Below are 20,633 nucleotides of genomic sequence, written 5' to 3'. Positions count from 1 at the left end.
GCTACCTCTCCCTTAAAGAGGAACTTATCATGATGAGAAAAAGGAGCTTCTTATGCCTCTTAATCATTTTGTCACACTCGGTAAATCTGGTTTAAAAGTCAGTCCTTTGTGCCTTGGTACCATGACGTTTGGGGAAGATTGGGGGTGGGGAGCCTCAGTTCCAGAGTGTGAAAAAATTCTTGCTCGCTATATGGATCTAGGTGGAAACTTTATCGACACGGCCAACGTTTATACTTATGGGCATTCAGAAAAAATTATCGGCGATTTTTTTCGGAAAGATCCTTTTGAAAGACAGCAGATGGTGATCGCCACAAAATTTTTTGGGACCCTAAAACCAGGTGATCCAAATGCCGGAGGTGCTGGAAGAAAAAGTATCATACGTGCCTGTGAAGAATCGCTTCGAAGATTACAAACGGACTACATTGATCTTTATTGGATGCACTGCTGGGACTATCAAACGCCAATAGATGAAACCATGCGTGCCTTGGATGATCTCGTGTCGTCCGGCAAAGTTCGCTACATTGGTTTTTCTGACACTCCCGCCTGGAAGGTGGCCGAAGCGCACGTGAAAGCGTTGTTTCAAGGATGGATTCCTGTGAGTGCCATTCAAGTCGAGTATTCATTACTTCAAAGAACTGTGGAGGGAGAACTTATTCCTATGGCACAAGAGTTGGGCATGGGAGTGACTCCTTGGAGCCCCCTCAAGTCAGGTGTTCTTTCTGGAAAATATCGAAGAGAAAATAAAAATCACGTTGAAGCAGGCAGAGGTGAGTGGGTGACTTCTTCATTAGATGATCATGCTTATGATGTGGTTGAAAAAGTCATTCAGATCGCAAAAGAGGTGAACTCAACACCGGCCCGAGTGGCCCTTAAATGGGTCTGCACTCAACCAGGAGTGACCTCTCCCATTATTGGTGCAAGAACGATTGAGCAATTGGAAGATAATTTAGCGGCCTTGGATGTAAATCTCACAGAGGAACACTTAAAAGAACTGGATGAGATCAGTAGGCCGATGCTTAACTTTCCGGCCGATTTTCTTAAGCGTTCTGTGGCCTTTAGAAGTGCGAATACAACGATCAATGGTGAGACGGGGCCATCGAATCCTCTGGCCCCAGCGGACGGTCAAGATCCTTATTAGTTTTTTAAATCAGCGATGGCCTGGTAGCCGTTTAGAAGTGGGACATTACTGATGAAAGTAATGCGAACCTGCGCCCAACCGGCACCAGGTACATTTGGGTGATAAATCACTTCAATCTTAGTCTTACCGTTCTTCGGTAAAACCAATGCTTCATAAGCATCATGGTATTTTCCAAAGTTCGTACGACGAATAAATTTTAGTTCAGCGTCTGGAATACTCATTGATCCAAGCGTTTCAAGCTCGAGGTAGCCACGTTCATCTTTGAATTGAGTCGGTAGTTCTAAAACCGTGTCACCTTTTAAAACTTCTGGTGGTGCTGGAACCCAGCTGCGTTTAAAAACTTCGTAGTCCATTTTCACAATGAAAAGAGACTCGTGAGGAAGAACTTCAACAGAAGCAACGCCACCCTTGTGAAGTTTTCCTTCGCGAAGTGTGTACTGAGCTGAATGGGCAAGAGAAGACATAGTCATAATAAGGATTAAAAATAGGGTTTTCATAGGCGGGTGTGTATATCCCATCCCTTCGATTTTTGAAACTAAAATCATCGTGAAGATGACAGAAATATCAATGACTTGAGTCCGCTTAAATTTTCTCCCGAGGAATGTCGATAGAGCCTACTAACCAATTTTATATCCAGTAATTCAACAGGAAGTGTTTTATGGATATGTCGAGTCTTAAACCATTAGAAAACAGAGTTCAGATCATAACGGTGATCGAAAAGGCCGCGCTTTTCGGCGGAGACATCTGGCAGAATCGAGCGGGAGAACCCAATCGACATGTTTCTCAGATCATTCAAATCATTGTGGACATTAAATCGGATTTTCTTGTCTTAAGAACTCCTACGGTGGTTGAAATTGATCCTAATAAACCAATCTATATTCGTCTTTCATATCGTAATCTTATTTTCAGGCTTTTCCCTGGAGAGTTTAAAGTCAATGGCGACAAAATCATGTGTCACTATCCGGAAGAGGCGCGGGCCTTGGAAGAAAGAAAAGGTGAGCGTTATGTCCTGCCATTTAATTCAGACATTTCTCTTTCTCTAAAACGTGTTGAGCGAACCATTCGCGAAACAACCTATGAAATGGAGATTCGAATTATCGACGTGTCAGAAAGAGGTTTTGGAATCTTGATCTCTGGACAAAATAAAGACTACTTTAAAAAGAACGATCATTTCTGGTTAAAATCCATAGATCACAAACCTCTTCGTCATCATATCCTAGGAACTGTTTGTTATATTGCTCCTAAAGGCTATTACCTTAAGCGGGGAGACGTGAGAGTTGGGCTCTCACTTCAAATGCCTCTTGCTCAAGAAACTTTCGAGTATTTGAAAAAGAAGTGTCTTATTGTTCTTAGCGCTTAAATCGTAAAATGATCAAAGTCAGAATCCCGGCCGTAATTCCCCAGAAGGCCGAGCCAATTCCTGCCAAGGTCACGCCTGAAGCTGTCACAAAAAAAGTCATCATCGCAGGTTCTCTTTCATTGTCATTTTGAACGGCGGCCATGAGTCCTTGAGAGATAGCACCTAATAGGGCCAAACCAGCAACCGAGAGAACAAGCTCTTTTGGAAAGGCAGCGAAGAGAGCACCAACAGATCCAGCAAAGATTCCCATGATAATGTAAATGACTCCAGAGGAGATGGCAGCAGTATAGCGCTTATTTGGATCCTCGTGAGCTTCTGGGCCCATACAGATGGCGGCGGTAATTGCAGATAAGTTAATGGCAAAACCACCAAATGGAGCAATGATAAGGTTGGTGATACCAGACCAGGTAATCAGTTTAGAAACGTCAGGTCTATAGTGGAACGCTTTTAATACGGCAAATCCTGTCATGTTCTGTGAACTCATGGTTACAATAAAGAGAGGAAGGCCAACACTAATAATCGTTTTGAAGTTCCAGGTGGGTGCAGTAAATACGGGGACGGCCAATTCTGGGTTCATCGTTTCAAAATTAAGAAGTCCAAGAATTCCTGCAAGCATGAGCCCTGTGAAAAAGGCCGCTACGACAGAGTAACGAGGAGAAATCCTTCTAAAAATCAAATAGATCATGAAAACAGTGAATACGAGTATGAATTGCGATTTCATGGAAATAAAGACTTCGAGTCCGAATTTGAGTAACACACCTGAAAGCATGGCGGACGCAATGGACATAGGAATTTTGTCCATGATCTTTTCAAAAAATCCTGTTACCCCACTTAAAGTAATGAGGAGGGCAGAAAACAAAAAGGCCCCAATGGCGTCTGAGATTGGTACGCCTGGAAGGCTTGCGATCAATAGAGCGGCCCCAGGAGTAGACCATGCAAACATAATAGGAATTTTATAACGAAGAGAAAGGACGATATTAAGGACACCCATTGCCACACAAAGAACGGCGAGCCATGAACTTGCTTCATTAGGTTGAAGACCCAGAGTTGTTGCTGCCTGAAAAATCAAGACCGCCGAACTGGCATATCCCACGAGATCAGAAACAAATCCGGCCGTAATACTAGAAAATGAGAAGTCGTTAAGAACATTGTTTGTTTTCATGTTCTTTAATTATTAGAGAGGGCGGAGAACGCGTCAATAAAATAACCTGATACCTGCGGCCGCACTTACAAGTTCAGTCAGTACTTCTTTGTCGACCTGAGCATAGAAGCTCAAGTGAGAAACATTGATTTGAAAACCTCCGAATGCTCTCACTGTCACAGGAGTGACGAGAGAAGATGCATCCAAGTTGGCCTGAGCTTGAAGTTGTAAATTGCGACCTGGCCCACAACTTCCGCCCGTACATAAAACTGGAGTGACGTCGCCGTTGGCCACTCCGATCCCTTTAGCGTAACCAATATTAAAATCCATACCGGTTCCGCCGTATACGTTGAGAAATGATAAAAGTTGGTAGTCAGTGGAAACAGCGAGAGGAAAAGAATGTGTTCTTACTTTGACCAGCGCCTTAGGTGTACCTGTCAGGCGCCCTTGAAGGAGTTCATTGTCCCCGATGATATTGATCATTCTGTCTAAGCGAGTTTCATAAGTATAATCAGAATGGTTATATTCATATCCCCAGGTAAATTTGAGTCCACCCCATCTTGGATGTTGTTCACTTCTATCGACCAGATGATACCTAAAGTGCAGACCGATTGATGTCATATCAAGTCCCACCAGAGTTCGGTCATTTTCATCATCCAAAGACTGGATGTACTTAGTACTCATGGCGTTCACATACATGTTTAACTTGTCACTTTCCATATTAAGGATGTCATTCATCCCGAGAGCTCCGAGATTCACTCCAATCATGAGCCCCGGTGCCGCTGCATATCCACTGGTCTCACTCTTAGTGTGTTTTTCTTGCTCGAAGTCTGCTCCGGCACCAAGAGTGGCCCCAATCACACTTACTTGCATTGCTGAGGTATAGTCTGTTCCAATACCTTTGGCGGCCATGATATTTGCATCGCCCATCCCTTGCAGAATTCTTCTTGGAGTCTCGTTGGGAAATTCTTTGTTCACAGAGTCCTCAATCTTCATCACTTCTGAATCAATGAAGATTTTTACGGCATTGATTGAATCAAGACCATCATAGTCTGTGACTTTTAGTTGGAAGATTTGAGCTTGCACTTCGAAGCTAATCAAAATGCAGATGAGTATCAGGAGTCTTGACATAGGGCCTCCTCAAAATTCTGAAAACCATATCAATAAAACAGGTCACCTTGGGACTTAAGAGAGATTAAATTTGTTAACTCAGTCGTGGATTGATCAACATCAAACAATTGAATCCAATCATTAATGTAGAAAGTCAGAAAAAGGTCTTTGGCTTGCAACTCTAAAATTTCAGGTTGCTCATATTAACTGAATTGATCAGGAGTGATTATGAAAAGTCGATACATCTTACTTGCAGCGCTATTAACAGTCAGCGCTTATGCACAAGATAAGAAACCGAATCGACTCGAGGTCTATGGATTTCTACAGGCAGATTATGTCCAGGATTTCGATCGAGTTGATCCTGCGTGGGACGATACTTTAAGGCCTTCTCGAATCCCAACCGAAGAGGGCCAGTTCGGTAGTGACGGTCAGGCCATTATTGGTGCTCGTCAAAGTAGATTCGGAGTACAAGGCACTCTTCCGGTTGAAGACCAGAGCGTTTACACCAAATTTGAAATCGATTTGTTCGGCGTAGGTGTGGATGAAGGACAAACGACCATTCGTCTACGTCATGCTTACGGAGAGTGGAAAGAGTGGCTTGCTGGGCAAACTCATAGTTTGTTTATGAACATAGATGTTTTTCCTAACACCATTGATTACTGGGGCCCTGCAGGAATGGTTTTCCTGCGTAATCCTCAAATCAGATACACACCGATGAAAGGGGACAATTTGTTCTCCATTGCCATTGAAAAACCGAGTGATGACATTGATGCCGGTCAAATCAGAGACGTGGCCCCTGAGTTTGGTGATGATCTGCAATCAGATGAAAAAATTCCTGATCTCACCGCCATGTTCAGAATGAATCGAGATTGGGGTCACTTTCAGTCGAGCGGTATCCTCCGTCGAATCGGTTATGAAACTGTAAATCGCCCAAACAATAACCCGAAGGACCATGAACTTGGCTGGGGAGTTAATTTAAGTACCAACATTAAGTTTTTGGAGACGGATAAGCTGATTCTTTCCGCTGTTTATGGGCAGGGGATCGCAAGCTACATGAACGATGGTGGTGTGGATCTGGCACCGAAAGGAAAAAATATTTTAGACCTTGAGGCCAAGGCAGTTCCTTTGCTAGGGATTGTGGCCTACTACGATCATTATTGGGACTCAAAAAATAGTTCTTCTATTGGTTATTCTCGGACACAAGTTGATAACACAAGTTTTCAGGACGGAGCCGCCTTTCACAAAGGTGAATATGCTTCAGTAAACTTTCTGCACAAACCCGTGAAGAACGTCATGATGGGCGCTGAAATGCTATGGGGTGCTCGTACTGATAACGATGGCAACTACGGAAATGATGTTCGCACTCAGATTTCCTTCAAATACAGTTTTTCAAGTAACGACTTCTAGGAGTGTTTTATGAAAAATATAGCTTTTGCTCTTATCTTACTTTCTTCAGTCAATGTATTCGCTCGCAGCACAAGTAGCGCCAGCGATGTAAAGAGTACTCTTAGTGAGGCCCATAAAAAATTTAAAGATCTGAAGGACGGGAAGAATGCAGACTACATTCCAGCTTTAAAGAAAGTTCCTTCTGAGCTGTTTGGTATTGCGCTTGTGACAGTAGACGGGAAAGTTTACACCGCCGGTGATATAGATAAACAATTCTCGATTCAATCAATCTCAAAAGTATTTACTCTTTCGCATGTCCTTCAGGAGTCTGGTGAGAAACAAATTACCGATACAGTAGGAGTTGATGCGACCGGAGATGTCTTTAACTCAATCGTTGCAGTGGAAAAAAACAAAGGGCATGAGATGAACCCTTTAGTGAATCCGGGTGCGATTGCAACGACTTCGATGGTTAAAGGCAAAAATGCTGACGAAATCTGGAATAAAATCATCAATGTTCATAGTGCTTTTGCTGGTCGTCCCTTGGAAGTGAATCAGGAAGTGTATAAGTCAGAGTCAGAAACAAATCAAAGGAATCAGGCGATTGGTAAATTGATGGAGGCCTATGAAATCATCAAGACTAATCCAGAGCAGGCGACAGATCTTTATACAAGACAGTGTTCAATTAACGTTAATGCGAAAGATCTTGCAACGATGGCAGCAACTCTTGCCAACGGTGGTCTTAACCCAGTGACTCGCACTAAGGTAATTGATCAAAAGCACGTTAAAGGCGTTCTGGCCGTGATGTCTACTGCGGGTCTATACGATAACACTGGACAGTGGCTGTTTAAGACAGGTCTGCCTGCAAAAAGTGGTGTTGGTGGAGGAGTGATTGCCATCGTTCCAGGGAAATTTGGAATTGCTGCTTTCTCTCCACGTCTTGATGACGCCGGAAATAGTGTGCGTGCTCAGCGAGCTATTGAATACATCACAGAAAAACTTAAGGCCAACCCTTATGACATCCAACCGCGTGGTGAGTATGTGATTGGTAAGGACGAAAGATAATGATGAAAAAGTTTCTTTTACCATTTTTTCTGCTCGGCTGCTTAAACGCCCGGGCAGAATATTTGTTCAATGATAGTCATTTTCATTTGACCAATTATATTCAGGAAGGAACGCCCATCCAAAAATATGTTGAGATTATGGGGGACACTGTTGGAAGATCTACGTTGTTTGGAATTCCTTTGCAGCAACAATGGTCACATCGAATTTCCGGTGAGCATGCTCCTAAGTACTATCTTGATACGGATGCGAGACTTTACTATTACTCTTTCACCGATGCTTTCATTGCCATGGCCTATCGGTCACTCCCGAAGGAATCTCAGGCAAGACTAGATCCTATGATCACAGGTTTCAATCCAACTGACATGTATGCTGCTGATCATATCAAACGTGTTCTTCAGACATTTCCGGGAGTCTTTAGTGGAATAGGAGAATTCACTGTTCATAAAGAGTTTGTTTCTTCGAAAGTCGCAGGTGATGTGGCGAGCTTAACTGATCCCGCCTTGGATAAGATTTTAGATTTTGCAGGTGAAGTGGGGTTGGTTGTGTTGTTACACAGTGATTTCAACACTCCTTTTCCGAAAGAAGGAGCGGAGCCAACTTTTTTTAAGCAAATGAAAGCGCTCCTTGAACGACATCCTAAGACTAAAATTATCTGGGCCCACGTTGGTTTAGGTCGAATTATCGCGCCTGTTGAGAACCAAATGGCCGGAGTAAAAAGGATTATCGAAGATAAAAAGTTGAGTCATGTGTACTTTGATATTTCATGGGAGGAGGTCGCTAAATACCTTGTTCAAACTCCGCAAACAACGAAGAAGGTCGCTGATTTTATCAATAAGCATCCTGATCGTTTTCTTTTAGGAACTGACGAAGTGGCACCTGCGGATAAAGCGAGTCATGAAAAAGTTTACTGGCAGTATGGCCCCCTCTGGAATCTTCTGTCGAAGGACGCCAGTGAAAAAGTCAGAAAGCTCAATTACGAAAGACTTTTTGATGAGGCGAGAAAGAAGGTAAGGGCATGGGAAAAGAAACAGGGATTTGTGGATACAACTTCAAGACTTCCAGCAAGTAAGAAATAAAAAAGGGTCCTTGCGGACCCCATCTTGATTAAAAACCTTCGGCCTTGCCGACTTTAAATTCTTCTTCGTCGAAAGGAAGAACCTGTGCTGACTTCGAAGGTGCTATCTTCGGCTCAACAGGTGTTTTTACAATCTTCAAATCTTTTTTCATCTGGCCACCTCCAATCGAAGGTGGAGGTGTGTGAACTTTTTTGGGTGCCTTAGGTGCTGTTTTTGAACCACTCACAAACTTTCTTAGATCAGTCACAAGAGCAGAAAGTGTTTCTGCTTGGGCCATCATCTCTTCCGCTGAAGTTGCTACTTCTTGAGAAGAAGAGGCGTTAGACTGGATCGCTGTATCAAGGTGGTTCATGGCACGAGAAATTTGCTCAATACCGTTTGCTTGCTCTTGCGAAGCGGCCGAGATTTCAGAGTTCAGGTCGGCCACTTTCTTCACTGACGTCAGGATTTCTTTAAGCGCAACTCCTGATTTATCAGCGATCTTGGCACCTTCTTCTGTCTTTCCTACGTTTTCTTGAATTAGACCATTGATGTCTTTGGCAGCAGCGGCCGAGCGAGAAGCTAGATTTCGAACTGCATCAGCTACCACGGCAAAACCTTTGCCTTGTTCACCGGCACGAGCAGCTTCTACAGCAGCGTTAAGAGCAAGAAGGTTTGTTTGGAAGGCAATGTCATCAATAACGTTAATGATCTCTTCAATCTTTTTAGACGATTTCGACATATCTGACATGGCAGAGATAAGACTTGTGATTTCTTTTTCACCGCTTTCGGCCGAAAGAAGGGATTTTTGAGAAAGAGAGTTGGCCTCTTTCGCGTGATCCGAGTTTAGTTTTACCATTGAAGAAAGCTCTTCCAGAGATGAAACTGTTTCTTCCAGAGAAGCGGCCGATTCTGTGGCCCCCTCAGATAGAGTAGAAGAGGCAGAAGTCAGTTCATGTGAGGCCGTATTTGTTTTTTCAGATGATGTTTTAATTTCGTTTGAGAACTGGTTAAGACGATTACTAATTGAAGCTGAGAAGAACCAGCCAACAACAAAGGCCACAGCAACGCCTGCAAATGAGAAACCGATGCTCAACCAGCTAGCAAGATGATAAGCGTCTTCAGCGATTGCATTTTTTTCAGTAGCATTAGCACCATGGAATTCAAATAATTTTCTGAAGGCCTCATTCATGCGAGTGCGAGCAGGGTTAAGTTCTTTTTCAGAATAAACCATAGCACTTATCTTCGACTCTTCATCAAATGTACCAAAATGGCCTAAAAATTTATCACCGCTTTTCGCGTACGCCGTCCAAGCAGCATAGAATTCGTCGTGAAGTTCTTTTTCACCTGGTTGAAAAGGAACTGCTCTATAAGCAACATCCAAATCTTCTAGTGCTTTAACTTCTTTCTTCCAACCGGCCAACTGAGGATCAAGTTGATCTTTTGATACGGCCATATACGCTAAAAGTAAGTGACGATTGGCCTCTTGGGTCTTTGTTCCCATATCATTAATGATTTTGAGGTTATCTACTACTGTCTTGGCAATGAAGTCGTATTCTTTATGCACTTTTTTCATCGAGAAATAACCGCTTCCGGCCACAACAAGCACGAACACCGCCACGAGCATAAACGCTGAAAGCATTTTAAATTTCAGACTAAAATTCTTGAACATCGAATACTCCAGTTAGAGTTACAGTCAACTTTTCGTAATGTTTAAAAATTTTCTTGAGTAGAAGAGATACTTGATATGTCTGGTCAGGAATGTGTAAACCACCATAAATTCTGTGGATTAGTATTTTTACCTGAAGGAGAGTATTTTTAGTGCGGTGCGGAGTGTTGCTTGCGCCGAGTTCGAAAACTCAAGCCTATCTTCAGAACTTTTCAAAGATAAAAACTCCGAATCTGCCTACTGTTTCTTGGCTTCTGAATCGCTTCCGATCAAAGTGAGTAAGAAGGAGAAAACATCATGAAAAAGTGGTTTTATTTGATGTTAATGAGTTCTTCTATCGCCTTAGCTGAGAGTGAAATTTCAGCTTATCGTGATCCGGAAAAAGATTATACGCTCTATGAAAAGAGGGCCCTTCGCACTCTCGCTAAAGAAAAAAATTTAAAAACCTCTCCTCTCGGATCTGCCCGTGCTTATCGACTTCTATCTCCTTTGAGGGCCACCGAATGGAGAGACTTAGGTGATATGCAAGAGCGATTCGAGAGCGCGAGAGATGAGCGCTTTTTAAAAACGTCTCGTTCGCCGGATTTTTTAAGGCGCATTTCTTGGCTGTATCCAACCGACGGTTGTTATGTGCGCGCGGCCCTGTTTAGCCGCAACTTCTATCGGTTATTTGTTCCTGTGCCTGATAAGATTTTTGCTTTTGGTAATCTTCGAGTGGAGACTCCCAATCACATTCGAGGTGTGGTGACATGGTGGTTTCATGTGGCCTCCATTGTAGAAGTCCAAGGGCAAAAATACGTGATGGATCCTTCCATTGAACCTGCCAATCCTCTGACGCTTGAAGAGTGGTTAGGCCGTATGGGTGATCCTCAAAAAATAAAAATCTCTATTTGTAATTCAGGGGCCACATCTCCGACCTCGGATTGCATGCGAGAAACTGATGGAATGGAACTCTCAGCGGAGTATCAGCAAAAATATTTCCTCGATCTCGAATGGAAACTTCTCAAAAAACTTGGGCGTGATCCGGAAATGGAGCTAGGAGATTATCCTCCATGGCAAATGACGCAATGAATACCCTTTCAAACTCTTAGATTTGTCGCTATGATGACTCCATAACAATATTCATCCGTTATTAAATATCTACTCAGGAGTTGCTATGGATGTCGGTTTATTTACCCAAGACGGCTTGGTAATGGTTCTTCGTTGGATCCACTTCTTCGCTGGTGTTGCTTGGATTGGTCACCTTTACTACTTTAACTTCGTTCAAGGCGCATTCATGCCTGAAGTTGATGCGACTGTTAAGAACAACGTTTTCGCGAAACTAGTTCCACGTGCTATGTGGTGGTTCCGTTGGGGCGCAATGTTCACGTTCCTATCTGGTCTAATTATGCTTCTCATCGCTGGTAAAGATCTTGGTGGAGATTTCATGAAAACTCCATACGGTATCTTCATCTACACTGGTGCTCTAATGGGTATCCTTATGTTCTTGAACGTATGGCTTATCATTTGGCCTATTCAGCGTGGACTTATCAATAACGGTGCTGCTGCTCTTTCTGGTGGAACTCCGGATGCGTCTTTTACTGCAAGAGCTCCTAAGGCCGCCCTTGCATCTCGTACAAACACATTGTTCTCAATTCCACTTCTCTTCTTCATGGCAGCTGCTAGACATATGCCTCTAACAATCCCTGAAGATTTCAATCCAGGACTTGTTCTTGCTGTTGTTACAGCGATCATTCTTGGCCTTGAATTGAATGCAATTAAAGGGAAACTTGGACCTATGACAACAGTTAAAGGTGTTATCCACTGTGGTATCGGTCTTCTTGTTGTTCTTTATGCTGTGATTGAGGTTCTAGTTTAATGGCTTCTAATATTTTTTGGATGGGGATCCTAGCGGTCCTCTATTTATTCGTAACTTTTAGTACTCCTGTTGTTGCTCCACCGCCGGATAAGCTTCCGGATCCTGAGGCAGTAGTAGTTGAAGAGCCGAAGGCCGAAGCTGCGGCCACTGCTACAACTGAAGCTCATACTCCTGAAACTGCTGTTGATCCAGCAACGCTTATCGCGAAAGGTAAGGAAGTTTACACGGCGAACTGTCTTACTTGTCACAATAAAGATCCAAACGTTAAGGGTGCCATCGGTCCAGAACTGGTTGATGCTCCACTTGAAGTGATGATCGTGAAAGTGAGAACGGGTCGTTACCCAGAGGTCCTTCCAGAAGGTTTCGTTCCTAAGAGAAAGACGAAACAGATGAGAAAGTTTCCTCAACTAGAAGCTGATGTTCCTGCGATTCACGCATACATCCAGTCTCTAAAAAAGAAATAAATAAGAGGGCGCTCACAAGGCGCCCTTTTTTTTAGATCTTCCATTTCATTCTGAATTTACTGCTGAATAATTTTTTTCTGATTTCGATGTCCTTGAAGGACTGAGTGGAGATGATGTTTTCGATCAAGAGATCTTGCATCTTTTCACGGAACGCACTTGAGCAACCATTCAGGCTTGAGTTGGTACGGCCAAAAAAAGTCGAGTAGAGTTTGTTAAGCGCCATAACGTTTGGAACAAAGATATTTGAGTCCTTCATATCTTCGATTGATACTCCAGGATTTCTGCTTTCGAATAGTTTTACAAAATGAAAGTAAACCTTGGCCTTGATCTTCTTCTCTTGGTTGACCGTGAGATTGTCGGCCGCCTGGCCGTTGGCGATGGAAACTGGACCGGTATTTTCTTCGTCATTTAATTCTAAAAGTGTTTTTAGTGAACCTGAGAAAGCATCGGCGCCGATGGGATTTTCTCCACTACAAAGAAAGCTCACGATGTTGATCTTTGAAGCAAGTCCATCTTCGCTATATTCGATATTGAGATATTGATAGGTCTCGGGTTCTGGGACATTTTCAAATTCTGCCGCAAGAGGGGAGATTTCGAATTCCGCAGATGTTTCATCTACACCGACTCCTTTTACAAAGAGTGCTGAGTTTTGATGATAACAGGCCTGTTGGCCATTGATCTTAAGAGGGATGTTAATCGTGCCTAGATCAGAAGTACTGAAATCCGGTCGCCAGAGGTTATTGTTTCGAGCATTTGAATCAAGACATTTAGACCAGGCATTGCTGATGATAAAGGTACTTAAAATGGCGGCGACAATAAATTGTAACATGGCGAGGATTGTACTCGCCTTGGGGTCTTTTTAAGCAGAAGTTGAAATGAATTCAACTGGTGTCTAAAGTTTAGACACCTACCTAAAGGTCAAAGGAATGGTAGTGTAATTGACCCCATCTAAGGGCCTATAAACATCTAAATGGAGGTGTGGACCTGAGCTATATCCGGTATTGCCGCTTTCAGCGAGAACCTGTCCTTCTTTGACTTTCTCACAAGGGGCGACCTTGGCAGAGTTCGGCCTTAAATGGACATATGAAGATACCGTGCCATCTTCATGGACCACTTCTACTTTATTAGACAGGTCTTTCTTAGGATCGTTGTGGGCCTTGGTATAGTTTTGAACGACCTTCGAAACAATTCCATCTTCAACAGCAAGGACTGGAGTTCCTTCCTCGGCCGGAAAGTCGTAACCATATTTATTTCTACCTTGGTGGGCCGAATTTCCCCCTGGCCCAAAGTTGAGTGCTGGCTTGGACTTTAAAGGATGAAGAACAGTTTTCTTTGAAACCTGACTTATCTTTCCAGGCAACCAATACCATTCTCCCCATTTTGAAGCTTCGATGTCCTGTGATTTTGAGCTATCAATAGACCAGGTCTTCTTATTCGCAGACACCACAACCGGGAAGCAGAAAGAGTTTTTAAAGACGCCCGAAATGCTCACACCAGGTTTAGGGTATCCTTCCTGGCCAAAGGCAGATATGATAGGAAGCAAAATTAAAATAACCCGGTAAAAAATTTTCATGACTCAATTTCTCGACATTATTCTTCATCTTGATCAACATCTTTTATCATGGCTAACTCTCTTTGGACCCTGGATTTATGTCTTAATGTTCATTGTAATATTTTGTGAGACTGGTCTGGTTGTAACACCATTTCTACCAGGTGATTCACTTCTGTTTGCTTTAGGAGCTCTGACTGCTTTAGAAAACGGTCTAGACCTCTGGATATTATTAATAAGTTTGACCGTCGCAGGTATTCTCGGAGATACCGTGAACTACCATATAGGTAAGTTTTTAGGGCCCAAAGTTTTTGAACAAAACAGTCGCTTCTTTAAAAGAGAATACCTCATCCAAACCAATGCCTTTTATGAGAAGTGGGGCGCTTTCACAATCGTAGCTGCTCGCTTTGCGCCAATCGCCCGGACCTTCGCTCCTTTTGTCGCGGGCCTTGGATCAATGAACTACAAGAAATTTATCTCTTATAACGTTCTTGGGGCCATTGCTTGGGTCTTCACATTCATTCTTGCCGGCCACTTCTTCGGAAATTTACCAATCGTGAAGCGTAACTTTCACATCGTGATTTTCGGTGTGATTGCTGTTTCTGCGCTTCCAATGGTTATTCCATGGGTGAAGAGCAGACTTAAAAAAGCCTAAGAGATCCAGTTCAGTCTTCTTTATTCAAAAGAAAGAATCAATTTTCTTTCACTCCCTTGCGTAGTTAAGGATGAGCGCGAATCATTTCCTTAAGGAAAGGAGTGATTATGAAACTCATCTACGCGAGAGGCACCTGCGCATTTGGAATTCATCTTCTTCTGGAAGAAATTGGGAAGAAATATGAGACCATTCAGGTAAAGCTTCACGATAAAAATTCTATTCTCGAAAAATACAATCCTAAAAACTATGTTCCCGTTTTGGTGCTGGATAATGGAGAGGTCCTGACGGAGGGGATTGCCATCCTGGGCTATCTTGCAGATTCAAATGCTCGTTATGATCTTTTGCCGGAAGCAGGAACGATAGAGCGAGCACGATGTGTGGAGTGGCTGGCCTACCTTAGTTCGGAATTTCACAAAGGGTTCGGACCACTTTTCCAAAAAGGCAAGCTAGGTGAGTATTTAAAAATCGTAACGGATAAATTGAATTTACGTTTGAAGTATATGGACGATCATCTCTCGAACAAAAAGTATTTTGTGGGAGAGGACATTACGGTGGTTGATATGTATGCCATAGGTCTTTTTAGAATTGCTCAACATCTAAAAATTGATTTTTCTCCCTATCCGAATATCCAACGTTTCATTCAAACCATGGAAGATTTGCCGTTGGTGAAAAAAGTCACAGAAGCAGAGAATAAAGAACAATTAGCAAAAGCAGCTTAGGAGGATTTTATGAAAGGTAAGAAGAAAGGACGTTTAGATAAGCATCGTGGAAACCCACATGGTAACCGTCCCTATGAACAGAAAACAAAAGTTCAAAGAAACGAAAGCCTCAATACAGGGGTGAGCGAAGCCGTGAGAGACAAGCAGTAGAAGTCATTAAAAACAGCGTCTTGGCCCCTGGGGAAGTGTCTATTTTTTGGACACCCCAACCAAGATTTACAAGCATAGCGGGTTAAGCCTAGTGAAAAGTTCAGAATTTCATACAATGGCCTTGAACAGACAAATTTGAAAAGGTTACGTTATGAAGTTCTCCCTCTTCGCAGTTATGATGATAATTTCCATGCACACTTTCGCTGAAAGTAAGTGTGATGTAAGACCAGGAACATCGGTTGGAATTCGAGTGATCGAGTTCGTTTCAAAAAACGTCATTCATTCGAAGATTCCTCTCAAAGAGGCCACCGCAAGTGCACTTGAAGAAGAAATGCTGAATCTGCAAGACATGGGTGTTTGTGAAGAGAGAATCTATGCGCAAAGATGTGTGCTCAAATTTGAAAAACAAAAAAATCAAAATTTCATCACTATGATTCGAGGAACTGATCGTTGGAAGACCTGGAATCTCAGTGGAAAAAATGAAGCACAGGAATTCGTGAAAAGCCTTAAGAAAGTAGGGTTTTGTTCATGAACTTGGTTCTGGCCCTCGTTGCTTCACTGTTCATTTGTTTAAAGGCCCATGCCCGTTACGAATGTCTCTTAAATCTTTCTCATGCTGAAGAATCTGGACTGATAGTTGGAGAAAAAACCATTAAGGCCGGAACTTCTGAAATGCGCCAGAAAAATGAAGGCACCATCGTAGAAGAGTCTCTGGAAGATAAAATCAATTTAAAGTCATTTATGACAGGCTGGACCGGTGAAGAAGAGGCCGTTGTTCAAGTTTTTCGCGGTTCAGAATCAATCAGTGAAAAGTATCAACTTCGTGGAAATGATGCGCGTACGGTTTGGTTTGATGATTACAAAATGGACGTAAACTGTTCGATTAAATAGAAGGACCCGAAGGTCCTTCCATCAATGAATTAAAATCCTAATATATCGACGTAAGTAATACCCTTCGCCAGAGAAGAGTTTGACTTCGCTCTTTGACCCTTGATCATGATTCTTTTTGAGTTAAAAAGATCTTTCAAAGCAGAACGAGAAATGTTCTTAAGTTGGGCATTTTCATTTTGTTCACGAAGAGCATTCAGAAGAACGTTATCCATTCTGTCTTCCGGATACTCTAGCTCAAGAGCAATACGAAATGAGTTTTCTGGCTGTGGAGGCACTGACGTCATAAAATCCTTAGTCGTTCAAGAGCGCTGGAAGCGCCGTAAATAGTCCTGAGAATTCCGTTGCACGGGGAACCATCCAGATGAAATCAGGACGTTTATCTGATTCCCAAGTACCACCTACAATCTTGCCTTCAGAATTGAGTTCAAGGCGATAAGTGTATTCTTGAATTCCAGTTTTTTGATTTTCAGTACCAATAACTGTTCCCCAAGTAGGAGCAGAGCCATCGGCATGTGTAATCACCGTTTTAACGCGAATCTCTTTGACCGCTGTTGTAGCAGCATCTTTTGAAGGTTGCAAGTTATTGGCAACGACAGTGGATTCATAACCAATAATCGGGTGGTTCCATACTTCACGCCAGCGATCCATGTCCATCACAAAGCCCTCTTTTTGAAGGCCAACCTTGTTCGCCAGAACAATATGGAAGGCACCTGCATTTAGGTCTTCCTTACAACCGCGGGCAGCAGCTCCTCCGGTCCAACGACCGAAGAAACAACGAAGACCCACTTGATCAGAACCGGCATCGTGGTGGAAAGCATAGTAGTAACTAATCAGGGCCTTAATATCACCTGAACCGAATGGAACTTTAACTCCTTCAGCATTGGTTAAAAGTTTTGGAGTTGGTTCATTGTGATAAAGAGTAGCAGGAGACCAGCCGTGACAGATTCCGGCCCAAATAGACGCTGTTGGAGTCGCAACACCATCAACTTCACGAACCAGAGGATACTCATATCGACTCATTAATAAATCGAGTTTTTCCGAAGGAGAGAGTGTGGCCAACTCTGCTTCAGTCATTTTTAAGGCCTCTGCTTTTGTTGGAGAGATTAACTTATAACCGACTTTCACCGGAGCATTCCAACGGTAATTGATACTGCCTTTTTTTGCAGACCAATAGTCACCTGACCAGGCACGAATTCCCAGGTCTACGGAGCCTTCAAGTGGAAGGTCGCTCAGTTTATGAGTGAAGCCAGAGCTAAAAATCTCCGGATCAGAAAAACCTTTCCAGGCCTCGTTAATGAGTTTTTCTTCTTGAGCTAGACCGCTCAAACTAAACAGAATTCCAATAGAAAGAATGGAAATGTATTTCATAAAAAAGAACCCCCTGCAGTAAGGGGGTTCTAGCGAAGGCCCATAGCGTTTTGGAAGTATTTTTTTCTAAATTTTATGGAGTTAGCTCAAAGACTGCACCTACATTTCCAGGAGCTAAGACCAGTGGGTGCGAACTGTCATCAATATTCATATCGTTAATGGAAAGCGGGATAAATTTAGACATGCTGTTATTGGCGTTCTGATCAGAAAAGTATCCACCGCTGCTAGTTGTGCCATAAATATCTGAACTTGATGTTGATGTGATGGCCGGACCTTCAGCGAAGAAGCTGCCAAAGAAGTCAGTGTTAGAAACAATATCATTGAAAGAATAACTAACATTATTTAGAGGAGTAGAGTTACCCGCATTGAATTCTGCTAAAGGTCTCGATACGTATTGGCGTCCAGTGAACACAGATCCTGCATTAATCTCATACTGAGCTACCGAGCCGGATTTTTGTGAACCTGAAAGCTCAACTTCAACCCATCTTGCGAAGACTCCACTGGCACTTGTTTTATGAAGACGTAAAACAGTACCACGTTTGCGAGTGTCTTGTTCGAGAGAATATTCTTCGTATCTGGCAGAGGTATCAGAGTTCGTGTTCCAAACCAGAAGTTCATTGCGGATATCAGAAGGAGAGTACTCAACGTCTGCAGATTCGAAAGTCCCTTTTTGTGAACCACATTTTAGTTTAATTCTCATTTTTTCACGACGATCTGATCCTGAATGAGAGAAGTTTAAAATGAGATCATAAGGAACTGAACAAACGGCATTTGGGTCAGCGTCGTCACAAATGTAATTTGGCATCATTTCATTTGCTGAATTGGCGTCTACGGCGAGAGTAAAGTTCATTACTTCACCTTTCGACTCATCCACGAAAGTATGTTCTCTCGTAAATGGGGCCGCGGCCTTTACATCTGCACAAGTATTGTATTGAGAGAAGAACCCACCTAGGGCCTCAGGTCCAAGCATTTCTTGAATACGCTCTAGTCTGCCACCAGTTCTCACTCCATCATCGTGATCATTCAATGATTCAAAGTAGTAGAATGGTTTATCAACATCATTGAAGAATCTTCTACCGAATAATCTCAGACCGTCGCTCCAAATAGGCATGAGGGGCATGTTCTGCTTAGATTCAATGATAAGATTTTTAGAAACTCCACCATGGGTAACAGTGATGGTTTCTGAACAACCATTAGTGGTTGATACCAGTATGTCATTCACACCATGCTGATAAACAAAGACCCCTTGGTCTTTTGCAAAATAAACTTTTCCATCCATGATTGAGGTGGCAAGTGCACCCGCTGATTGAGTCATAGTCAATGAAGGAAGGGTTCCGTCAAAGATTGAATAATAAAGTTCTGTATTTTTTTGATAGTAGGCCTTACCGCCAGATACAACGAATGAATCCGGGATCCACGCTAAAACATCAATGGCGGCACTGAAAGTACCGATGCCACCTGCGTTGGCTGAGGCCTTTCTTACTTCCATATTTTCCGAGATGACATATAAATAGCCATTATAAAAAGAAATCAATGGAACTGTAAGAGTCGCTAGTGGTTCTACCGACGAAATTTGAGTTCCTGTAGATGTATACCCATAAACACGCGTGCCATTGGCCACGTAAAAGTAATTACCGACTGGATCCATTTCTACCTGATTACCACCTTTCCCGCTTAAGACCTGTCCTGACGGAGTATTGCCACTCACGGTGATGAAGTAAGCATCAGTGTTGTTAATCACAACAATTTTAGAACCATCAGTGTTGGCCGAAATTTGAGTATAAGGAGTAGAGCCAAGATCGTACTCGGCAATGAGTTTTCCCGCCTTAGAGTAGACCATGACATAGTATTTATAGACTGGAGAGTTTTTATAAATCAGGACGTAGGTTTTACCTTCGCGCTGATAAAGGTCTTTGATGTTGACTGGAAAATGATAAAACGGAGAGCCCTGACAAAGAAGTTCGTTACGAACTGGCTTAATCATTATCTGGTTATCTTTGATCGAACATGTTTCTGCCGAAAAATATTTTGAACCAGGAAGAATAGTATTTGGATCACATGTTGTTGCAGTAAGGGCATTCAGGCCTTTTAGAATCGTTTGCTCACGATTATCATTCATAAAAGGTACATTGATGTGGGCGTTAAGGGTCGGTTCAGCAATACAATCTGAAAGTGAGCCAGCAGAACCACACAGAACTCTTGGGATTTCATTCATGAAAGGGCTGGTTCCGCGTTTTGTTCTCGCAGAAGAAAGGAGAAGCATCGTTGCGGAAGAATTTAACTTGTGATCGAAGTTCGGACTGCCTAATTCAATACCATCTTTGAAAAGATAGTTTTGAGAAGCACGATTGTTAGTACAATCGTCAGCAGTTTTATAGAACTTCACCAAGAACGGAACTTTTTTAGTAGGTAAATTTAATGAAGTCGGAACAGTCAGGTCCTTACATTCTGAAACGAAACCTGGTGATTGAATACCGTCTTTAATATTAAGAGACTGATATCTGAATCGAGTAAAGTCACTGCGATAATCATTCGGCATACTTGTGCCGCAGAAAGAAGGAGAGAAGGAAGAGCTAAGAGCAGTAAATGAATTTGTAGATTGATTATATTGATAAAAGATATCGCATGAAATAGTACTCAACATGCGGATATTGATTTCGCTACTTAAAGCAACGTTTGAGCAAGAGGCCGCATCAACTTTAATTTCTACAGAAGCAGTATCACTATTAAGGTCAATACTTGGAACTGAACCACAAAGATTATTACCTTCAAAAGGTTGAGAACCGTCCCAACCAACGGCCGTAAATTTCCATACACCTCTTTCTAGTTTTATTGTGCTTTCAGTAGTTCCACTTAAAGAGAGAACAAACTTTTTAGCGGCAGATGCATTTTCACCTACGACGATATATCCGCCTGCGGCCATTGAACCAGCAGTCGCAATAAAGGATGAGCTCACAGAAAGTTGAGCGTTGGATGTTGCTGGTCCTCCACAACTATAAAGAAGAGGAGCCATTAGCATCAGAGGAAGAAATTTAATCATTGATTGAATGTTCATAAC

Annotated in this window: 22 protein-coding genes; 13 read left to right on the top strand and 9 right to left on the bottom strand. The window is 42.6% G+C overall.

Annotated features, from left to right (window positions below; genetic code table 11):
• Positions 1-52: 52 nt before the first annotated feature.
• Positions 53-1,138: an aldo/keto reductase gene (locus ACJVC5_RS19905; RefSeq protein WP_408097299.1), complete on the top strand. Its 1,086-nt coding sequence runs from the start codon at positions 53-55 to the stop codon at positions 1,136-1,138.
• Here the strand turns inward: ACJVC5_RS19905 and ACJVC5_RS19900 are convergent.
• On the bottom strand, positions 1,135-1,635 hold the full coding sequence (locus tag ACJVC5_RS19900) for a hypothetical protein (RefSeq protein WP_408097298.1): 501 nt from the start codon (positions 1,633-1,635) through the stop codon (positions 1,135-1,137). The genes ACJVC5_RS19905 and ACJVC5_RS19900 overlap by 4 nt on opposite strands.
• A gap of 161 nt (positions 1,636-1,796) precedes the next feature.
• Here ACJVC5_RS19900 and ACJVC5_RS19895 point away from each other — a divergent pair, with 161 nt between their 5' ends.
• Positions 1,797-2,498, top strand: coding sequence for a hypothetical protein (locus tag ACJVC5_RS19895; protein WP_408097297.1), 702 nt, complete (start codon positions 1,797-1,799; stop codon positions 2,496-2,498).
• On the opposite strand, the gene ACJVC5_RS19890 is transcribed toward ACJVC5_RS19895, so the two are convergent.
• Both ACJVC5_RS19890 and ACJVC5_RS19885 read right to left on the bottom strand, forming a co-directional pair.
• The gene (locus tag ACJVC5_RS19890) at positions 2,488-3,660 is read right to left on the bottom strand and encodes a benzoate/H(+) symporter BenE family transporter (protein ID WP_408097296.1); all 1,173 of its coding nucleotides are present in this window, start codon (positions 3,658-3,660) and stop codon (positions 2,488-2,490) included. The genes ACJVC5_RS19895 and ACJVC5_RS19890 overlap by 11 nt on opposite strands.
• A 33-nt stretch (positions 3,661-3,693) precedes the next feature.
• Complete coding sequence (locus tag ACJVC5_RS19885) at positions 3,694-4,770, bottom strand: Lsa36 family surface (lipo)protein (RefSeq protein ID WP_408097295.1); 1,077 nt, start codon at positions 4,768-4,770, stop codon at positions 3,694-3,696.
• Between the two features lie 207 nt (positions 4,771-4,977).
• Here ACJVC5_RS19885 and ACJVC5_RS19880 point away from each other — a divergent pair, with 207 nt between their 5' ends.
• From ACJVC5_RS19880 to ACJVC5_RS19870, 3 genes are read left to right on the top strand one after another with little or no spacing between them, the layout of a single operon-like run.
• Complete coding sequence (locus ACJVC5_RS19880) at positions 4,978-6,156, top strand: DcaP family trimeric outer membrane transporter (protein WP_408097294.1); 1,179 nt, start codon at positions 4,978-4,980, stop codon at positions 6,154-6,156.
• Positions 6,157-6,165: 9 nt separating this feature from the next.
• Positions 6,166-7,197: a glutaminase A gene (glsA, locus tag ACJVC5_RS19875; protein WP_408097293.1), complete on the top strand. Its 1,032-nt coding sequence runs from the start codon at positions 6,166-6,168 to the stop codon at positions 7,195-7,197.
• Positions 7,197-8,273 carry an amidohydrolase family protein gene (locus tag ACJVC5_RS19870; protein ID WP_408097292.1) on the top strand — a complete coding sequence of 359 codons (1,077 nt, stop codon included), beginning with the start codon at positions 7,197-7,199 and terminating at the stop codon, positions 8,271-8,273. Before glsA ends, ACJVC5_RS19870 begins: the two co-directional genes overlap by 1 nt.
• A gap of 28 nt (positions 8,274-8,301) precedes the next feature.
• On the opposite strand, the gene ACJVC5_RS19865 is transcribed toward ACJVC5_RS19870, so the two are convergent.
• Positions 8,302-9,924: a HAMP domain-containing methyl-accepting chemotaxis protein gene (locus ACJVC5_RS19865; protein WP_408097291.1), complete on the bottom strand. Its 1,623-nt coding sequence runs from the start codon at positions 9,922-9,924 to the stop codon at positions 8,302-8,304.
• 294 nt (positions 9,925-10,218) lie between these two features.
• Here ACJVC5_RS19865 and ACJVC5_RS19860 point away from each other — a divergent pair, with 294 nt between their 5' ends.
• From ACJVC5_RS19860 to ACJVC5_RS19850, 3 genes are all read left to right on the top strand, one after another.
• Complete coding sequence (locus ACJVC5_RS19860; RefSeq protein WP_408097290.1) at positions 10,219-10,992, top strand: protein-glutamine glutaminase family protein; 774 nt, start codon at positions 10,219-10,221, stop codon at positions 10,990-10,992.
• Positions 10,993-11,077: 85 nt separating this feature from the next.
• On the top strand, positions 11,078-11,779 hold the full coding sequence (locus tag ACJVC5_RS19855) for a urate hydroxylase PuuD (protein ID WP_408097289.1): 702 nt from the start codon (positions 11,078-11,080) through the stop codon (positions 11,777-11,779).
• A 20-nt stretch (positions 11,780-11,799) separates the two neighbouring features.
• Positions 11,800-12,243, top strand: a complete 444-nt coding sequence (locus ACJVC5_RS19850) for a c-type cytochrome (RefSeq protein ID WP_408097288.1) — start codon at positions 11,800-11,802, stop codon at positions 12,241-12,243.
• Positions 12,244-12,274: 31 nt separating this feature from the next.
• Here the strand turns inward: ACJVC5_RS19850 and ACJVC5_RS19845 are convergent, their stop codons facing one another.
• Both ACJVC5_RS19845 and ACJVC5_RS19840 read right to left on the bottom strand, forming a co-directional pair.
• Positions 12,275-13,072: a hypothetical protein gene (locus ACJVC5_RS19845; RefSeq protein WP_408097287.1), complete on the bottom strand. Its 798-nt coding sequence runs from the start codon at positions 13,070-13,072 to the stop codon at positions 12,275-12,277.
• Between the two features lie 78 nt (positions 13,073-13,150).
• Positions 13,151-13,816, bottom strand: coding sequence for a M23 family metallopeptidase (locus ACJVC5_RS19840; RefSeq protein WP_408097286.1), 666 nt, complete (start codon positions 13,814-13,816; stop codon positions 13,151-13,153).
• Between ACJVC5_RS19840 and ACJVC5_RS19835 the strand changes: the two genes are divergently transcribed.
• The 5 genes from ACJVC5_RS19835 to ACJVC5_RS19815 all read left to right on the top strand — a co-directional run bounded on the left by ACJVC5_RS19835 (position 13,815) and on the right by ACJVC5_RS19815 (position 16,207).
• Positions 13,815-14,447, top strand: coding sequence for a DedA family protein (locus tag ACJVC5_RS19835; protein ID WP_408097285.1), 633 nt, complete (start codon positions 13,815-13,817; stop codon positions 14,445-14,447). The two genes, ACJVC5_RS19840 and ACJVC5_RS19835, sit on opposite strands and share 2 nt — an antisense overlap.
• A gap of 107 nt (positions 14,448-14,554) precedes the next feature.
• A complete protein-coding gene (locus ACJVC5_RS19830; protein WP_408097284.1) occupies positions 14,555-15,166 on the top strand; it encodes a glutathione binding-like protein in 612 nt (203 codons plus the stop codon).
• Between the two features lie 9 nt (positions 15,167-15,175).
• A complete protein-coding gene (locus ACJVC5_RS19825) occupies positions 15,176-15,316 on the top strand; it encodes a hypothetical protein (RefSeq protein ID WP_408097283.1) in 141 nt (46 codons plus the stop codon).
• Between the two features lie 151 nt (positions 15,317-15,467).
• A complete protein-coding gene (locus tag ACJVC5_RS19820) occupies positions 15,468-15,848 on the top strand; it encodes a hypothetical protein (protein WP_408097282.1) in 381 nt (126 codons plus the stop codon).
• Positions 15,845-16,207: a hypothetical protein gene (locus ACJVC5_RS19815; protein WP_408097281.1), complete on the top strand. Its 363-nt coding sequence runs from the start codon at positions 15,845-15,847 to the stop codon at positions 16,205-16,207. The genes ACJVC5_RS19820 and ACJVC5_RS19815 overlap by 4 nt, the downstream gene beginning before the upstream one ends.
• Before the next feature lie 29 nt (positions 16,208-16,236).
• On the opposite strand, the gene ACJVC5_RS19810 is transcribed toward ACJVC5_RS19815, so the two are convergent.
• From ACJVC5_RS19810 to ACJVC5_RS19800, 3 genes are all read right to left on the bottom strand, one after another.
• Entirely contained in the window at positions 16,237-16,491 is a 255-nt protein-coding gene (locus tag ACJVC5_RS19810) for a hypothetical protein (RefSeq protein ID WP_408097280.1), read from the bottom strand.
• 7 nt (positions 16,492-16,498) lie between these two features.
• Complete coding sequence (locus ACJVC5_RS19805) at positions 16,499-17,575, bottom strand: hypothetical protein (RefSeq protein ID WP_408097279.1); 1,077 nt, start codon at positions 17,573-17,575, stop codon at positions 16,499-16,501.
• Positions 17,576-17,648: 73 nt separating this feature from the next.
• A complete protein-coding gene (locus ACJVC5_RS19800; RefSeq protein ID WP_408097278.1) occupies positions 17,649-20,630 on the bottom strand; it encodes a hypothetical protein in 2,982 nt (993 codons plus the stop codon).
• Between the last annotated feature and the right edge of the window lie 3 nt (positions 20,631-20,633).

It is taken from the genome of Peredibacter sp. HCB2-198 (assembly GCF_045999315.1).
GTDB lineage: Bacteria > Bdellovibrionota > Bacteriovoracia > Bacteriovoracales > Bacteriovoracaceae > Peredibacter.
Note: the sequence above shows the minus strand (reverse complement) of the source record. Positions and strands in the feature narration are given on the sequence as shown.

Coding starts and splice junctions, on each gene's coding strand:
- ACJVC5_RS19905 (WP_408097299.1), top strand. CDS start 53: ATGCCTCTTAATCATTTTGTCACACTCGGTAAATCTGGTTTAAAAGTC.
- ACJVC5_RS19900 (WP_408097298.1), bottom strand. CDS start 1,635: ATGAAAACCCTATTTTTAATCCTTATTATGACTATGTCTTCTCTTGCC.
- ACJVC5_RS19895 (WP_408097297.1), top strand. CDS start 1,797: ATGGATATGTCGAGTCTTAAACCATTAGAAAACAGAGTTCAGATCATA.
- ACJVC5_RS19890 (WP_408097296.1), bottom strand. CDS start 3,660: ATGAAAACAAACAATGTTCTTAACGACTTCTCATTTTCTAGTATTACG.
- ACJVC5_RS19885 (WP_408097295.1), bottom strand. CDS start 4,770: ATGTCAAGACTCCTGATACTCATCTGCATTTTGATTAGCTTCGAAGTG.
- ACJVC5_RS19880 (WP_408097294.1), top strand. CDS start 4,978: ATGAAAAGTCGATACATCTTACTTGCAGCGCTATTAACAGTCAGCGCT.
- glsA (WP_408097293.1), top strand. CDS start 6,166: ATGAAAAATATAGCTTTTGCTCTTATCTTACTTTCTTCAGTCAATGTA.
- ACJVC5_RS19870 (WP_408097292.1), top strand. CDS start 7,197: ATGATGAAAAAGTTTCTTTTACCATTTTTTCTGCTCGGCTGCTTAAAC.
- ACJVC5_RS19865 (WP_408097291.1), bottom strand. CDS start 9,924: ATGTTCAAGAATTTTAGTCTGAAATTTAAAATGCTTTCAGCGTTTATG.
- ACJVC5_RS19860 (WP_408097290.1), top strand. CDS start 10,219: ATGAAAAAGTGGTTTTATTTGATGTTAATGAGTTCTTCTATCGCCTTA.
- ACJVC5_RS19855 (WP_408097289.1), top strand. CDS start 11,078: ATGGATGTCGGTTTATTTACCCAAGACGGCTTGGTAATGGTTCTTCGT.
- ACJVC5_RS19850 (WP_408097288.1), top strand. CDS start 11,800: ATGGGGATCCTAGCGGTCCTCTATTTATTCGTAACTTTTAGTACTCCT.
- ACJVC5_RS19845 (WP_408097287.1), bottom strand. CDS start 13,072: ATGTTACAATTTATTGTCGCCGCCATTTTAAGTACCTTTATCATCAGC.
- ACJVC5_RS19835 (WP_408097285.1), top strand. CDS start 13,815: ATGACTCAATTTCTCGACATTATTCTTCATCTTGATCAACATCTTTTA.
- ACJVC5_RS19840 (WP_408097286.1), bottom strand. CDS start 13,816: ATGAAAATTTTTTACCGGGTTATTTTAATTTTGCTTCCTATCATATCT.
- ACJVC5_RS19830 (WP_408097284.1), top strand. CDS start 14,555: ATGAAACTCATCTACGCGAGAGGCACCTGCGCATTTGGAATTCATCTT.
- ACJVC5_RS19825 (WP_408097283.1), top strand. CDS start 15,176: ATGAAAGGTAAGAAGAAAGGACGTTTAGATAAGCATCGTGGAAACCCA.
- ACJVC5_RS19820 (WP_408097282.1), top strand. CDS start 15,468: ATGAAGTTCTCCCTCTTCGCAGTTATGATGATAATTTCCATGCACACT.
- ACJVC5_RS19815 (WP_408097281.1), top strand. CDS start 15,845: ATGAACTTGGTTCTGGCCCTCGTTGCTTCACTGTTCATTTGTTTAAAG.
- ACJVC5_RS19810 (WP_408097280.1), bottom strand. CDS start 16,491: ATGACGTCAGTGCCTCCACAGCCAGAAAACTCATTTCGTATTGCTCTT.
- ACJVC5_RS19805 (WP_408097279.1), bottom strand. CDS start 17,575: ATGAAATACATTTCCATTCTTTCTATTGGAATTCTGTTTAGTTTGAGC.
- ACJVC5_RS19800 (WP_408097278.1), bottom strand. CDS start 20,630: ATGAACATTCAATCAATGATTAAATTTCTTCCTCTGATGCTAATGGCT.